Consider the following 13,529-nt stretch of genomic DNA (forward strand, 5'->3'; position numbering starts at 1 on the left):
CTGCCTTTTCCGCGAAATTGCGCCTTAAACGATTGAAGATGCGCGATTTCCGGGCAGGATCGGGTTTCCCCTTAAGCATAAAACGCGCTACACTTGGTGCTGTGCCAAAAGGCGCCATTGGCCGGGCAAGATTTCGTGCCTACATCCCACGGACCAGACGCGGATCCAAAACGGTGATGTAGACTTGCCGTTTCCGTAGGGAACGGTCTACTGGCCGGATTGATTTTCCCGGCAACGACCCCTGAAAAGACCAGAAAGCGGATACGACGTGGACATCTACACCATCATATTCCTGGCGCTGGCAGTCTTTATTTTTCTGAGACTGCGTAGCGTGCTGGGGCAGCGCACGGGCAACGAGCGGCCGCCGTTCGATCGCACCGCCGCCCGCAATGCGCTGGGGGGTGCTCAGGACAACAACGTCGTGACCGTGCCGGGCAAGGTGATCGACCAGGCCCCGCTGGCGCCGACGGCCGAGCCGACCCCGCCCTCCGATCGCTGGAAGGGTCTGACCGAGCCGGGCACTGCGCTGGCGCAAGGCCTCGATGCCATCGTCGAGAGGGATTCCACCTTCGATCCGCGCCATTTCATCTCGGGCGCCCGCGGCGCCTACGAGATGATCGTGCTGGCCTTCGCCAATGGCGACCGCCGCGCGCTGCGCGACCTGTTGTCGTCGGAGGTTTATGAAAGCTTCGACGCCGCGATCAAGGAGCGCGAGAAGAACGAGCAGAAGACCGAGACGCGCTTCGTCTCGATCGACAAGGCCGAACTCGTCGGCGCCGAGCTGCGCGATCGTACCGCCCAGCTCACCGTGCGCTTCGTCTCGCAGATGATCTCGGCGACCCGCGACAAGGCCGGCAACATCGTCGACGGCAGCGCCGACACGGTCGCCGACATCACCGACATCTGGACTTTCGCCCGCGACACCTCCTCTCGCGATCCGAACTGGAAGCTGGTTGGCACCGGAAGCGCGAACTAAGGTCCTTCTCAAGAACAGCGCGACGGCGCTTTGCGCGTGTGCCGTCGTGCTGTCGTCGTTTTCGCTCGGTGCCGAGGCGGCGAGGCGCCACCATCGCAGCCATCATCATCACGCCCCGCAATCGCCTGCCGTCCCGCCGCGGGCCTTGCCCTATCCGCAGCTCCTCCTGCCGTTCGAAATTCCCGGCGCGCAATATCTGCCGCTGGCCTGGGCGGACGTGAAGGGTTGGGGCGACGACAATCATCTCGCCGCCTACAAGACGTTCCGTCTCAGCTGCCGGTCGATCAACGCGCAGAACGGTGCGGCCGAACCCAAGGCATTGGGTGCCTCGCTGAGCGAGCCTTGCCGGGCTGCCAAAACGCTCGATCTCACCGACGATGCCAAAGCGAAGAGCTTCTTCGAGGAGAATTTTGCGCCGCTGCGGATCTCGCGCCTCGGCGAGCCTGATGGTTTCGTCACCGGCTATTACGAGCCGGTGCTGGAGGGATCGCGCACGCAGACCGACGTCTACAACGTGCCGGTCTATCGCCGTCCCTCGAATCTGTTCGTGCGCGGCTACAGGCAGGATTCGGTCAGCCTGCCCAACAAGGGCCCGGTCTATCGCAAGATCGGCCGCCGCAAGCTGGTGCCCTATTACGACCGCGGCGAGATCGAGGACGGCAAGATCGCCGGCCGCGGACTGGAGATCGCCTGGCTGAAGGACCCGACCGATCTTCTGTTCGCACAGATCCAGGGTTCGGCGCGGATCAAGTTCGATGATGGCGGCACGGTTCGGCTCAATTACGACGCCTATAACGGCTATCCCTATACGGCCGTCGGTCGCATCCTGATCGAGCGCGGCATCATTCCGAAGGAAGAGATGTCGATGCAGAAGATCAGGGAGTGGATGGCGCAAAACCCCGACGGCGCCAAGGAGCTGCGCCGCCAGAACCGCGCCTACATCTTCTTTCGCGAGGTCAACCTCTCCGACAAGGACGAGGCGGTGGGCGCGCAGGGCATTCCGCTGACGGCGGGGCGCTCGATCGCGGTCGACAAATCGCTGCATGTCTACGGTACGCCGTTCTTCATCGAGGGCGAGCTGCCGATCGAGTCCGAACGCGCCAAGACGCCGTTCCACCGCTTGATGATTGCGCAGGACACCGGTTCGGCCATCATCGGGCCTGCGCGCGCCGATCTGTTTTTCGGTGCTGGCCAGGAAGCAGGCCGTATCTCCGGGCGGCTGCGCCATCCCATGCATTTCGTGATGCTGGTGCCGAAGAGCCTCGATCCCGGCCCGCGCGCGGCGAAGCTGCCGATACCGGACCCCAGGCCCTCGGAGAAGATCGCAAAACTGTTTCCGCAAACCGACCCGGCAAAGACGGGCACGCCTGCTGCCGCCGCGGCGCAAGGCAAGAACGAAACGGTTGCCATCGCCGGCCCTGTTCCGCTACCGGTGCCGCGTCCCGCGATCGACCCTGCCTTTGAGCCGCGTCGACCGGTGAAGAATCGTCCTCATCGGCAGCAATGAAACGATCGTCCCGTCCGCCCGTGCTGGAGCCCCGCCCCTCGCCGCGCCGTCGCCCGCTGAGCGAGGAGGAGCGCGAGCTGTGGGATACAGTCGCAAGACAGGTCAAGCCGCTGCGGAAACACCGCGTGCCAAAGGCGCACGCCGCGCCGCGCTCCGAGCCGTCACCCGCCGGTCCGGCCATGCGACCCGCGTCATCGCCGCGGCCCGTCGCCGCCGCGCCAGCGCCGCGCGTGACGAAGCCGACCGTTCCGCCCCTGGCGCCGCTCGGCAAGCGCGAGCGGACCAAGCTCTCGCGCGGCCGCAGCGAGATCGAGGCGCGGCTCGATCTGCACGGCATGACGCAGACGCGCGCCCATCGCGCGCTGACCGGCTTCCTGCACCGCGCCCATCATGACGGCCTCACCTTCGTGCTCGTCATCACCGGCAAGGGCCGCAGCGGCGGCGAAAGCGGCGTGCTTCGCCGCCAGGTGCCGGAATGGCTCAGCCTCCCGGAATTCCGCGCCTTCGTCGTCGGCTTCGAGACTGCGCACGTCGGACACGGCGGCGAGGGCGCGCTGTATGTGCGGATCAGGCGGGCGAGATTTTGAGAATCTCACGGAATGACCTCGACGCGCTCCGCGACGGAGGTGCGTTCCCTCCCCCCTTGTGGGGGAGGGCTAGGGAGGGGGGTAGCTCAGCAAAAGGTGCAGGCTGTTGATGATGCAGCGTAGGGACGCGCGATGGACAGAATCCCCGTGTGGCACCCCCCTCCCTGACCCTCGCCCACAAGGGGGGAGGGAACGGAGAGAGCTCATCTCTAAAACGGTCGGACAATGCCAACACGCGGGATCAAGGTGATGACCAAGCCGGAGATGTTGGTCTTCCGATCCTCCGCCGGGATCAGCTCTGTCTCTCGAGCGGCCGGCAGCATCTTCACCGCATGCAGGATCAGGAACATGCAGACCGCCCAGTTCGAGATCCAGCGCGAATAGTCGAACACCATCGCGAACATCACGAGATAGGCGAGGCTGATCCCGATCAGCGCGGCGATGACGAGCCGCTTGTGCAGATCGCTGGCGAGCGCGCCGATCAGGCTTGCGAAGAAGCGCCACAGCGGCGTGTGCAGCCAGATCAAGAGTGCGAACACGGGCACGCCGAGGATGTTGTGCGGCAGCCGGCCCCAGGTGTCCGAAATCTCCTTCGCCAGCGGCTGGTACCAGATGTAGGCGAATTGCAGCAGGTCTGTCCGCGACGGATCGGCCATCCGGGTCTTCAGATAGCCGACGAAATCCGCCTCGGGGATCGGCATCGTTCCCAGGAATTGCGCAGCAAGGAACAGCGCGGAGACGGCGACGAGGGCGATGGCGCCAAAAGCGATGTTGGTGCGGTTGCAGCCATGGGCGAGGTAGTGCCTGATCACGACGATGGTGACGATCGTCGGCACATACATCAGGAGATGAATGTGATGGATCAGCACGAGAATGATCGAGAACAGCGCGGCCGTGGCAACGAACAGCAGCGAGCCCGCGGTGAAGACGAAGAGCGGCAGCGTTCTCGCGGTGAAGCCAAAGGTGTTCTGAAACAGCCTTGCGTAAAGCGCTGATGTCGCCAGCCACGTCGCCCCGCCGAGCGCGAACACCAGCCAGACCGGCACCTTCGCCGTGAACAGTGCGACGACCGCACCGATCAGCGCGCGCTTGATGAAGCCGAAATGATAGTCGACGAGGAGGTGAATGTAGGGGACGTAAGGCGGCAGCTGGATCTTGTGGACGAACACGCCGACGATGACGACGGCATTGACCGCAAGCAGCAGACGCCAGGGGTTTTGCAGGATGCGTACGGTCACGCCGCATCAATAGCGTGACCGCCCGAAATCACAAAATGAACCGGCTCAGATCCGCGTTCTTGGCGAGGTCCCCGACGTGCTTCTGCACGAAATCGGCATCCACCTTGACCGTCTCGCCGCTGCGGTCGGGGGCGGTGAAGGAGATCTCGTCCAGCACCCGCTCCATCACGGTCTGGAGCCGCCGCGCCCCGATGTTCTCGACGGTGGAATTGACGGCGACCGCGACGTCGGCGAGCGCGTCGATCGCGCCGTCGGTGATGTCGAGCGTCACGCCCTCGGTCTGCATCAGGGCGACATATTGCTTGATCAGCGAGGCCTCAGGTTCGGTCAGGATCCGGCGCATGTCGTCGCGGGTCAACGCCTGCAACTCGACGCGGATCGGCAGGCGGCCCTGCAATTCCGGCAGCAGGTCGGACGGCTTTGCGACGTGGAAGGCGCCGGAGGCGATGAACAGGATGTGGTCGGTCTTGACCGCGCCGTGCTTGGTCGAGACCGTGGTGCCCTCGATCAGCGGCAACAGATCGCGCTGCACGCCCTCGCGCGAGACGTCGCCGCCCACGCGGCCTTCGCGCGCGCAGATCTTGTCGATCTCGTCCAGGAACACGATGCCGTTGTTCTCGACCGCGCTGATCGCCTCCAGCGTCAGCTGGTCGGCGTCGAGCAGCTTGTCGGATTCCTCGTTGACGAGGATTTCGTGCGAGCCCTCGACCGTGAGCCGCCGCGTCTTGCTGCGGCCGCCCAGCTTGCCGAAGATGTCGCCGATCGAGATCGCGCCCATCTGCGCGCCCGGCATGCCCGGGATTTCGAACATCGGCATGCCGCCGCCGGACGATTGCGTCTCGATCTCGATTTCCTTGTCGTTGAGCTCGCCGGCGCGCAGTTTCTTGCGAAAGGATTCCCGCGTCGCCGAAGAGGCATTGGCGCCGACCAGCGCGTCGAGCACGCGCTCCTCGGCGGCGAGCTGGGCGCGCGCCTGCACGTCCTTGCGCTTCCTCTCGCGCACCTGGGCAATCGCAACCTCGACGAGATCGCGCACGATCTGCTCGACGTCGCGGCCGACATAGCCAACCTCGGTGAACTTCGTGGCTTCCACCTTCAGGAACGGCGCATTCGCGAGTTTTGCGAGCCGTCTCGCGATTTCCGTCTTGCCGACCCCGGTGGGGCCGATCATCAGGATGTTCTTGGGCAGCACCTCTTCGCGCAGGGAGCCTTCGAGCTGCTGCCGGCGCCAGCGGTTGCGCAGCGCGATCGAGACGGCGCGCTTGGCGTCGCCCTGGCCGACGATGAAACGGTCGAGTTCGGAAACGATTTCGCGGGGGGAGAAGTCTGTCATGTGTGCTTAGCTAGGGTCAGATGCGGGCCGGGACAAGCCGCTTTTTTTGGCTGTCAGATGATCGGAGGGCCCGATTGCCATTGTTTCACGGTCTCGATCGGATGGATCAGCATCAGGACGTTGAGCGTCAGATTGTCGCGAATATGGAGCGCCAGCATGACCTCGAAGGCGAGGCCGAGCAGGACAGTGACCGGGACCGGCAGCACGCGCGCGGCGAGGAACCCCAGCACCATGAACAGCGTGTCCGAAGCCGAATTGACGACGCTGTCGCCATAATAATCCAGCGAGATCGTGCCGGCGCGATAGCGCTCGATGATGAACGGCGAGTTCTCGACGATCTCCCAGGCGCCCTCGATCAGCATCGCAATGATGAGGCGGGCGGGCCACGACAAGGTCAGGAACGGCGAACGAACGAACAGCAGCCAGGTCAAGCCGTAGAACAGGAAGCCGTGCAGCACGTGCGAAAAGCTGTACCAGTCGGCGATGTGCTGGGAATTCTCCGAGCTGTTCACCACGCCATGCCAGAGCTTGATGGTGCCGCAGGTGCAGATCGGCACCCGGCCCATTGCGAACAGGATCGAGGCTTGCAGCACGAGCAATAACAGCGCGACACCGGCCCAGGCGAGCGGCGGAAATGCGACCTTGCTCTTCTGCGCATGCGCCAGCCTCATGCTTCGCGCACCATCAACAGCGCCGGCCCGTCCGGCGTCTCGACCATGCGGTCGCGGACGAAGCCGGCCTTCTCGTATGCGCGTATGGCGCGCGCGTTGAGCGGATCCGGATCGGTGACGACGCGCGGCAGGCCCTGCCGCAATCGCCCGTCGACGAATGCGCGGATGAACGCCGAGCCGTGGCCGCGCGCGATCATGTCGCCGTCGCCGATGAACTGGTCGATGCCACGCGTGCCCTCCGGTTGCGGCCCGAAGCCCGTATTCCAGGCGGTCAGGCGGTAGCACTGAAGATAGCCGAAGGGCTTGTCGGCGGCCAAGACGATGAATTGGTCCATCGCCGGCTCGTCGAGATCGCCGCTCACCAGCGCCAACTGCTCGTCCGGATCGCCCCACCATTCCCGCACATGGGCTTCCCCCAGCCACCGCCGGATCAGTGGCAGGTCGGCTGCAGCCATCGGGCGGAAGGTGTAGGCGGGCACCGTCGCCTAGCCGGTCGCCAGGCTCTCGATCGTCACATTCCGGTTGGTGTAGACGCAGATGTCGGCGGCAATGTCGAGGGAGCGGCGGACGATGGTCTCGACGTCCTTGTCGGTGTCGAGCAGGGCCCGAGCCGCCGCGAGGGCATAGTTGCCACCGGAGCCGATCGCCATCACGCCGGCCTCGGGCTCAAGCACGTCGCCGGTGCCTGTCAGCACCAGGGAGACGTCCTTGTCGGCGACGATCATCATGGCCTCCAGCCGCCGCAGATAGCGATCGGTGCGCCAGTCCTTGGCGAGCTCGACCGCGGCCCGGGTCAGCTGTCCCGGATATTGCTCGAGTTTGGCCTCCAGGCGCTCGAAGAGGGTGAAGGCATCGGCGGTCGCACCGGCAAAGCCGCCGATCACGTCACCTTTGCCGAGCTTGCGGACCTTCTTGGCGTTGGACTTGATCACGGTCTGGCCGATCGAGACCTGGCCGTCGCCGCCGACCACGACCTTGCCGCCCTTTCGGACCGTCAAAATCGTGGTGCCGTGCCAGCCCGGCGAGCTGTTTTGGGAATTCTGCATGAGTACCTCGTTATCCGGCCTGATTTAGGCGGTCGGGGACGGGCGCACAACGGGCCGTTCCGGACCGAATTTCACTCACCATAGGCAGAAGTAGAGGTCCTTCCAGCCGTTCCCGCAGTAGCGAAGGCGTCATTTGGCTGTTAAAAGACCGCCGTTTTCGGCTCCGAGCATGGCCCGGAAAACCGGGTACCGGTTTTCCGAGAGGGTCATGCTCAAACGAAGGTGAAAGCCAGCTTTCAATGCGCACCGCGACGATCAAGCGCAAGACCAAGGAGACCGACATCGAGGTCACCGTGAACCTCGATGGCACCGGCGTGGCCAATATCGCGACCGGCATCGGCTTTTTCGACCATATGCTCGATCTCCTCGCCCGCCATTCCCGCATCGACCTCACGGTCAAGGCGGTGGGCGACCTGCACATTGACTATCACCATACCACCGAAGACACCGGCATCGCGCTCGGCCAGGCGGTCAAGCAGGCGCTCGGCAACATGGCGGGCATCACCCGCTATGCCGGCGTGCACATGCCCATGGACGAGACGCTGTCGCGCGTGGTCATCGACATCTCGGGCCGCCCATTCCTGGTGTTCAAGGCCGACTTCCCCCGCGACAAGATCGGTGAGTTCGACACCGAGCTGGTGCGTGAGTGGTTCCAGGCCTTCGCCATCAATGCCGGCGTGACTCTCCACGTCGAGACCCTATATGGCGATAACAGCCACCATATCGCCGAATCCTGTTTCAAGGGTCTGGCGCGGGCGCTGCGTACCGCCGTCGCGATCGATCCGAAGGCGGCGGGCGAAATCCCGTCCACCAAGGGCTCGCTCGGCGGCTGACGTCTTTTCGGCCGGCGGCGGCACGTGCCGCTTGCAACATCACTGAATCCTTGAGAACGGGGCATCACCATGCCTGTCTACACAGTTCATGCTCCCTCCCCCGCTGGAGCCGATCTGCGCGCGACCGACAAATTCGTGTTCGTGCGCGACGGTTTTCATTTCTGGGCGATGATCTTCGGCCCCTTCTGGCTGCTGTGGAATCGGCTGTGGCTGGCCCTGATTGGCTGGGTGCTCTTCACGGCGGCGTTCAGCGCGGGGCTGAACAGCCTCGGTGTCGGACGCTCTTCGATCGTCTTTGCCAATCTCGTCGTCGCGCTCTTGATGGGTTTCGAGGCCTCGAGCCTGCGTCGCTGGACGTTGTCGCGCGGCAATTGGCGGCAGCTCGACGTGGTGGTCGCCGCCGACGGCGACACCGCCGAGCGCCGCTTCTTCGAGCGCTGGAGCCAGAAGCAGCACGGCATCGCTGGCGATCAATGGGCCGTCGATCGCGGCGGTCCGCCGCCGACCCGCGGTGTGCCGGGTCAGCCATTCTCGAATCCGCCGCCCATTCCGGCCGGCGGCATCATTGGATTGTTTCCAGAGCCGGGAGGGTCAAGATGAGCGTCGCCATCATCGATTACGGTTCCGGCAATCTGCATTCCGCCGCGAAAGCTTTCGAGCGCGCCGCGCGCAGCCTGGAGACCCCGCAAAAGATCTTCGTCACCAGCGACCCGGATCAGGCCTATGAAGCCGATCGCCTGGTGCTGCCGGGCGTCGGCGCCTTCGCCGATTGCCGACGCGGGCTGGATGCCGTCAACGGCATGGTGGAGGCGATCACCGAAGCGGTGCGCGTCAAGGCGCGGCCGTTCTTCGGCATTTGTGTCGGCATGCAGCTGATGGCGAGCCGCGGCAAGGAGCATGTCATCACCGAAGGCCTGAACTGGATCGGCGGCGACGTCGAGAAGATCACGCCGCGCGACGAGAGCCTGAAGATCCCGCACATGGGCTGGAACACGCTCGACCTGCTGCAGGAGCATCCGGTGCTGAACAAGCTTCCGCTCGGCCCCAAGGGGCAGCACGCTTATTTCGTGCACTCCTACCACCTCAATGCCGCCAACGAGGCGGACGTGCTCGCGCGCGCCGATTACGGCGGGCCTGTCACCGCGATCGTCGGCAAGGACACCGCCATCGGCACACAATTCCACCCCGAGAAGAGCCAGCGTTTCGGTCTGGCCCTGATCTCGAACTTTTTGCGATGGAAACCGTGATTCTCTTTCCGGCAATCGACCTCAAGAACGGCCAGTGCGTGCGCCTCGAGCAAGGCGACATGGCGCGCGCGACCGTGTTCAACCTCAATCCGGCCGCGCAGGCGCAGAGCTTCGTCGAGCAGGGCTTTGAATATCTCCACGTCGTCGACCTCGACGGCGCCTTTGCCGGCAAGCCGGTAAATGCCGAGGCTGTCGAGGCGATGCTGAAGACGATCAAGATCCCGGTGCAGCTCGGCGGCGGCATTCGCGATCTCAAGACCGTCGAAGCCTGGCTCGACAAGGGCATCACCCGCGTCATCATCGGCACCGCCGCGGTGCGCGATCCCGAGCTGGTGAAGGCTGCCGCGAAGAAATTCCCTGGCCGCGTCGCGGTCGGGTTGGATGCGCGCGACGGCAAGGTCGCGGTCGAAGGCTGGGCCGAGACCTCGCAGGTGACGGTGCTGGAAATCGCACAGCGGTTCGAGGATGCCGGCGTCGCCGCCATCGTCTTCACCGACATCGCGCGCGACGGCCTGCTCAAGGGCCTGAACCTGGACGCGACCATCGCGCTGGCCGATGCCATCTCGATTCCGGTGATCGCCTCCGGCGGCCTTGCCTCGATCGAGGACGTCAAGGCGATGCTGACGCCAAGCGCCAGAAAGCTCGCCGGCGCGATCGCCGGCCGCGCGCTCTACGACGGCCGGCTCGATCCCGCCGCCGCCCTCACCTTGATCCGCAACGCGCGCGCTGCCTAGGAGACATCGGATGTTCAAGGTGCGCGTGATCCCCTGCCTCGACGTCAAGGATGGCCGCGTCGTCAAGGGCGTCAACTTCGTCGATCTGCGCGATGCCGGCGATCCCGTCGAAGCCGCGATCGCCTACGATGCCGCCGGCGCGGACGAGCTCACTTTCCTCGACATCACCGCGACCCATGAGAACCGCGGCATCATGCTGGACGTGGTCCGGCGCACGGCGGAAGCCTGCTTCATGCCTGTCACCGTCGGCGGCGGCGTACGTGAGGTCAACGACATCAAGACGCTGCTGCGCGCGGGGGCCGACAAGGTCTCGATCAACAGCGCCGCGGTGGCGCGGCGCGAGTTCGTCAAGGAAGCCGCCGAAAAATTTGGCGAGCAGTGCGTGGTGGTCGCGATCGACGCCAAGCGGGTCAAGCGCCCCGGCGGTGACCGCTGGGAGATCTTTACCCATGGCGGCCGCAACTCGACCGGCATCGATGCCATCGAATATGCCCAGGAGGTGGTCGCGCTCGGTGCCGGCGAAATCCTGCTCACTTCGATGGATCGCGACGGCACCAGGCAGGGTTTCGACATTTCGCTGACCCGGGCGATCGCCGACAGCGTTCCCGTTCCCGTGATCGCCTCCGGCGGCGTCGGCAATCTCGACCATCTCGTCGACGGTATCCGCGATGGGCATGCCACGGCCGTGCTGGCCGCCTCGATCTTTCACTTCGGGGAATTCACCATCCGCGAAGCCAAGGAGCACATGGCGCGGCGGGGGCTGCCGATGCGCCTCGATGCCTGACGACTCCCGCCTGCAAAAATGCTACAAAACAGGCTGGGAAATGGCCTCCGTGGCCTCATGTGTTTCTGAGTAGGTCCGATGCCGCGTTTCACGATCCACGATCTGGTCGAGACCATCGATGCCCGCGCTGCGGCTGGCGGCGAGGCCTCCTATACCCGCAAGCTTCTCGACAAGGGCGCCGAACATTGCGCCAAGAAGTTCGGCGAGGAAGCAGTCGAAACCGTAATCGCAGCAGTCGAAAACGACCGCGCGCATCTGATCGCCGAAAGCGCGGATCTGCTCTATCATTTCCTTGTGCTTTTGAAAGCACGCGGCATAAAGCTGGAAGAGGTCGAGGCTGCGCTCGGCAAGCGCACGTCGATGTCAGGGTTGGAAGAAAAGGCGTCGCGCAAGAGCGATTGATCGAAGCAACGGAAAGGCGGCGTCATGGATATCCGCGCACCCGAGCAGCAGTATAATCCGTACCGCGTCTATACGCGCGAAGAGTGGTCGCGACTGCGCGACGACACGCCGATGACGCTGGAGCCGGGCGAGTTCGATCGGTTACGCTCGCTGCATGACCGCCTTGACCTCCAAGAAGTCGAAGACATCTACCTTCCGCTGTCGCGCCTGCTCTCGATCTACGTCGATGCGACGCAGCGCCTGTATTACGCGGAGCGTCAATTCCTCAACATCCGCGACCGCAAGGTGCCCTACATCATCGGCGTCGCCGGATCGGTCGCAGTCGGGAAATCCACCACGGCCCGCGTGCTCCAGGCCCTGCTGGCGCGCTGGTCGCCGCGCCCGAAGGTCGAGCTGATCACCACCGACGGGTTTCTCTACCCCAACGCGGTGCTTGATCGGCAGGGAATCATGCAGAAGAAGGGTTTCCCCGAGAGCTACGACCTTCCGCTGCTGCTCAGCTTCCTCTCCGACATCAAGTCCGGTCGCCGCCACGTTCGCGCGCCTGTCTATTCGCATCTGACCTACGACATCGTGCCGAACCAGTGGGCCGAGATCGACCAGCCCGACATCCTGATCGTGGAGGGCGTCAACGTCTTGCAGACCGGCAAGCTGCCGCGCGACGGCAAGGCGGTGCCTGTCGTCTCCGACTTCTTCGATTTCTCGGTCTATATCGACGCCGACGAGGTGGCGCTGCGGCAATGGTACATCAAGCGCTTCCTGGCGCTGCGCGACACCGCATTCACCAACCCGAAATCCTACTTCAACCGCTACGCGCTATTGTCGGACGAGGAAGCCACCGCCACCGCGATCGCGATCTGGGAACGCACCAACCTTGCCAATCTCGAGGACAACATCCTGCCGACCCGCCCCCGGGCCACGCTGATCCTCAAGAAGGGCGCGGACCACACCGTGGAGAGCGTGGCGCTCAGGCGGCTATGATAGCGTCGTGAACGGGGCGTTGGCTGGTCCGAGCGATACGTATCTTTTGTTGCAGACCAACAATGGGTATTCCGCTATTCCTTTGAAAAAGGGCGGGAGGCTCGGAATGACGATCATTTCCGGCCCCCCTGTTGCGCCTTCGAGGCGACGAAGATGTGCCACGTCGTCAGAAACATCGCGGCGACGAGCGGGCCGATGACGAAGCCGTTCGCTCCGAAGGTCGCGAGGCCGCCCAGGGTGGCAAGCAGCACGACATAGCTCGGCATCTGGATCGACTGGCCGACCAGGATCGGGCGGAGAAAATTGTCCGCGAGGCCAATCACGAAGGTGCCGAAAGCGAGCAGAATGAGGCCCTTCGTGACTGCGCCCGCCACGAGCAGATAAAGCGCGGCCGGAACCCAAATCAGGGCGGAGCCGAGCACGGGCAGCAGCGAAACCAGCGCCATGAGCGCGCCCGCCAGCAGCGGCGCAGTCAAGCCGAGCAGCCAGAAGATGAGCCCGCCAAGCGCCCCCTGTATCAGGGCGACGAGAACGATCCCCTTGATCGTTCCGCGAACCGCGAGGGTGAACGCATCGAGGATCTCGGCGGTCTGGCTCGGGCGCAGCGGGAGTGCATCGCGAATGCGTGCGCTCAGGTCGTCGCCGTCGCGCAGCAGGAAGAACAGCAGGTACAGCATCACGAGCAGGCTTGCGACGAACTCCAGCGTCAACTGACCGATGTTGATCGCATGCCCGGCCAGCTGTTGGCCGGCTGGGACGACCAGGCCCGACAGGCGTTCCTTCAGGGCCGAAAGATCCATGCGGGCCAGGCGATCTGACAGCGAAGCAGTCCAGCCAGGCAATGCGGATCTCAATTGCTGCAGCGGGTGAGCGAAACTGATCTCTCCGCTCTGAACGCGCTGATACAGCTCCCCGCCCTGGTCGATGAGCGAAGCGATGACGATCCCCACCGGGATCAGGACCATGACGATCACAACGGCGAGCGTGAAGAGTGCGGCAAGGTTGTGCTTTCCACGGAGGGTTTCCAGGGCGCGCCGATAGAGCGGTGCGAAGATGATGGCTAGCAGCAAAGCCCACAACAACGCGCCGGAGAATGGCCAGAGCACCCACCCGAACGCAACGGAGATCGCGGCGAGTAAAATGAGGAATGAGCGGTCTTCGGATGTTCTCACGTGTTCGCCAGCCTTTCA

16 protein-coding genes are annotated in these 13,529 nt (G+C 64.3%); 10 read left to right on the top strand and 6 right to left on the bottom strand.

All coding sequences use genetic code 11. The features are described from left to right. Positions 1 to 268: 268 nt before the first annotated feature. The 3 genes from XH87_RS15050 to XH87_RS15060 are packed head-to-tail and all read left to right on the top strand — an operon-like array spanning position 269 to position 3,070. Positions 269 to 976 (top strand): Tim44/TimA family putative adaptor protein, encoded by a 708-nt coding sequence (locus XH87_RS15050; protein ID WP_035712030.1) that lies wholly within the window; start codon positions 269 to 271, stop codon positions 974 to 976. Next, on the top strand, positions 954 to 2,483 hold the full coding sequence (mltA, locus tag XH87_RS15055) for a murein transglycosylase A (RefSeq protein WP_271587893.1): 1,530 nt from the start codon (positions 954 to 956) through the stop codon (positions 2,481 to 2,483). The genes XH87_RS15050 and mltA overlap by 23 nt, the downstream gene beginning before the upstream one ends. Next, positions 2,480 to 3,070, top strand: a complete 591-nt coding sequence (locus XH87_RS15060) for a Smr/MutS family protein (RefSeq protein ID WP_271587894.1) — start codon at positions 2,480 to 2,482, stop codon at positions 3,068 to 3,070. The genes mltA and XH87_RS15060 overlap by 4 nt, the downstream gene beginning before the upstream one ends. A gap of 209 nt (positions 3,071 to 3,279) precedes the next feature. Here XH87_RS15060 and XH87_RS15065 read toward each other — a convergent pair whose 3' ends face one another. The 5 genes from XH87_RS15065 to hslV are packed head-to-tail and all read right to left on the bottom strand — an operon-like array spanning position 3,280 to position 7,358. Next, positions 3,280 to 4,308 carry a hypothetical protein gene (locus XH87_RS15065; RefSeq protein ID WP_271587895.1) on the bottom strand — a complete coding sequence of 343 codons (1,029 nt, stop codon included), beginning with the start codon at positions 4,306 to 4,308 and terminating at the stop codon, positions 3,280 to 3,282. Between the two features lie 28 nt (positions 4,309 to 4,336). After that, complete coding sequence (hslU, locus tag XH87_RS15070; protein ID WP_035712039.1) at positions 4,337 to 5,641, bottom strand: ATP-dependent protease ATPase subunit HslU; 1,305 nt, start codon at positions 5,639 to 5,641, stop codon at positions 4,337 to 4,339. 53 nt (positions 5,642 to 5,694) lie between these two features. After that, positions 5,695 to 6,312, bottom strand: a complete 618-nt coding sequence (locus tag XH87_RS15075) for a DUF2585 domain-containing protein (RefSeq protein ID WP_271587896.1) — start codon at positions 6,310 to 6,312, stop codon at positions 5,695 to 5,697. After that, positions 6,309 to 6,767 (bottom strand): GNAT family N-acetyltransferase, encoded by a 459-nt coding sequence (locus tag XH87_RS15080; RefSeq protein WP_271587990.1) that lies wholly within the window; start codon positions 6,765 to 6,767, stop codon positions 6,309 to 6,311. Before XH87_RS15080 ends, XH87_RS15075 begins: the two co-directional genes overlap by 4 nt. A 30-nt stretch (positions 6,768 to 6,797) precedes the next feature. Next, positions 6,798 to 7,358 carry an ATP-dependent protease subunit HslV gene (gene hslV / locus XH87_RS15085; protein ID WP_271587897.1) on the bottom strand — a complete coding sequence of 187 codons (561 nt, stop codon included), beginning with the start codon at positions 7,356 to 7,358 and terminating at the stop codon, positions 6,798 to 6,800. A 239-nt stretch (positions 7,359 to 7,597) separates the two neighbouring features. On the opposite strand from hslV, the gene hisB reads away from it, so the two are divergent. The 7 genes from hisB to coaA all read left to right on the top strand — a co-directional run bounded on the left by hisB (position 7,598) and on the right by coaA (position 12,339). Next, the gene (hisB, locus tag XH87_RS15090) at positions 7,598 to 8,191 is read left to right on the top strand and encodes an imidazoleglycerol-phosphate dehydratase HisB (protein WP_271587898.1); all 594 of its coding nucleotides are present in this window, start codon (positions 7,598 to 7,600) and stop codon (positions 8,189 to 8,191) included. A gap of 69 nt (positions 8,192 to 8,260) precedes the next feature. Beyond that, positions 8,261 to 8,791 (top strand): DUF2628 domain-containing protein, encoded by a 531-nt coding sequence (locus tag XH87_RS15095; protein WP_271587899.1) that lies wholly within the window; start codon positions 8,261 to 8,263, stop codon positions 8,789 to 8,791. After that, a complete protein-coding gene (hisH, locus tag XH87_RS15100; RefSeq protein ID WP_035712054.1) occupies positions 8,788 to 9,438 on the top strand; it encodes an imidazole glycerol phosphate synthase subunit HisH in 651 nt (216 codons plus the stop codon). The genes XH87_RS15095 and hisH overlap by 4 nt, the downstream gene beginning before the upstream one ends. After that, positions 9,435 to 10,172, top strand: coding sequence for a 1-(5-phosphoribosyl)-5-[(5-phosphoribosylamino)methylideneamino]imidazole-4-carboxamide isomerase (gene hisA, locus XH87_RS15105; RefSeq protein WP_271587991.1), 738 nt, complete (start codon positions 9,435 to 9,437; stop codon positions 10,170 to 10,172). Before hisH ends, hisA begins: the two co-directional genes overlap by 4 nt. Positions 10,173 to 10,182: 10 nt before the next feature. Next, complete coding sequence (gene hisF / locus XH87_RS15110) at positions 10,183 to 10,956, top strand: imidazole glycerol phosphate synthase subunit HisF (protein ID WP_035712057.1); 774 nt, start codon at positions 10,183 to 10,185, stop codon at positions 10,954 to 10,956. A 78-nt stretch (positions 10,957 to 11,034) separates the two neighbouring features. Then, entirely contained in the window at positions 11,035 to 11,358 is a 324-nt protein-coding gene (locus XH87_RS15115; protein WP_035712060.1) for a phosphoribosyl-ATP diphosphatase, read from the top strand. A 24-nt stretch (positions 11,359 to 11,382) separates the two neighbouring features. Next, a complete protein-coding gene (gene coaA / locus XH87_RS15120; RefSeq protein ID WP_035712064.1) occupies positions 11,383 to 12,339 on the top strand; it encodes a type I pantothenate kinase in 957 nt (318 codons plus the stop codon). Between the two features lie 113 nt (positions 12,340 to 12,452). On the opposite strand, the gene XH87_RS15125 is transcribed toward coaA, so the two are convergent. Continuing rightward, a complete protein-coding gene (locus tag XH87_RS15125) occupies positions 12,453 to 13,511 on the bottom strand; it encodes an AI-2E family transporter (protein ID WP_035712067.1) in 1,059 nt (352 codons plus the stop codon). Positions 13,512 to 13,529: the final 18 nt, after the last annotated feature.

It is taken from the genome of Bradyrhizobium sp. CCBAU 53415, assembly GCF_028128735.1.
Lineage (GTDB): Bacteria > Pseudomonadota > Alphaproteobacteria > Rhizobiales > Xanthobacteraceae > Bradyrhizobium.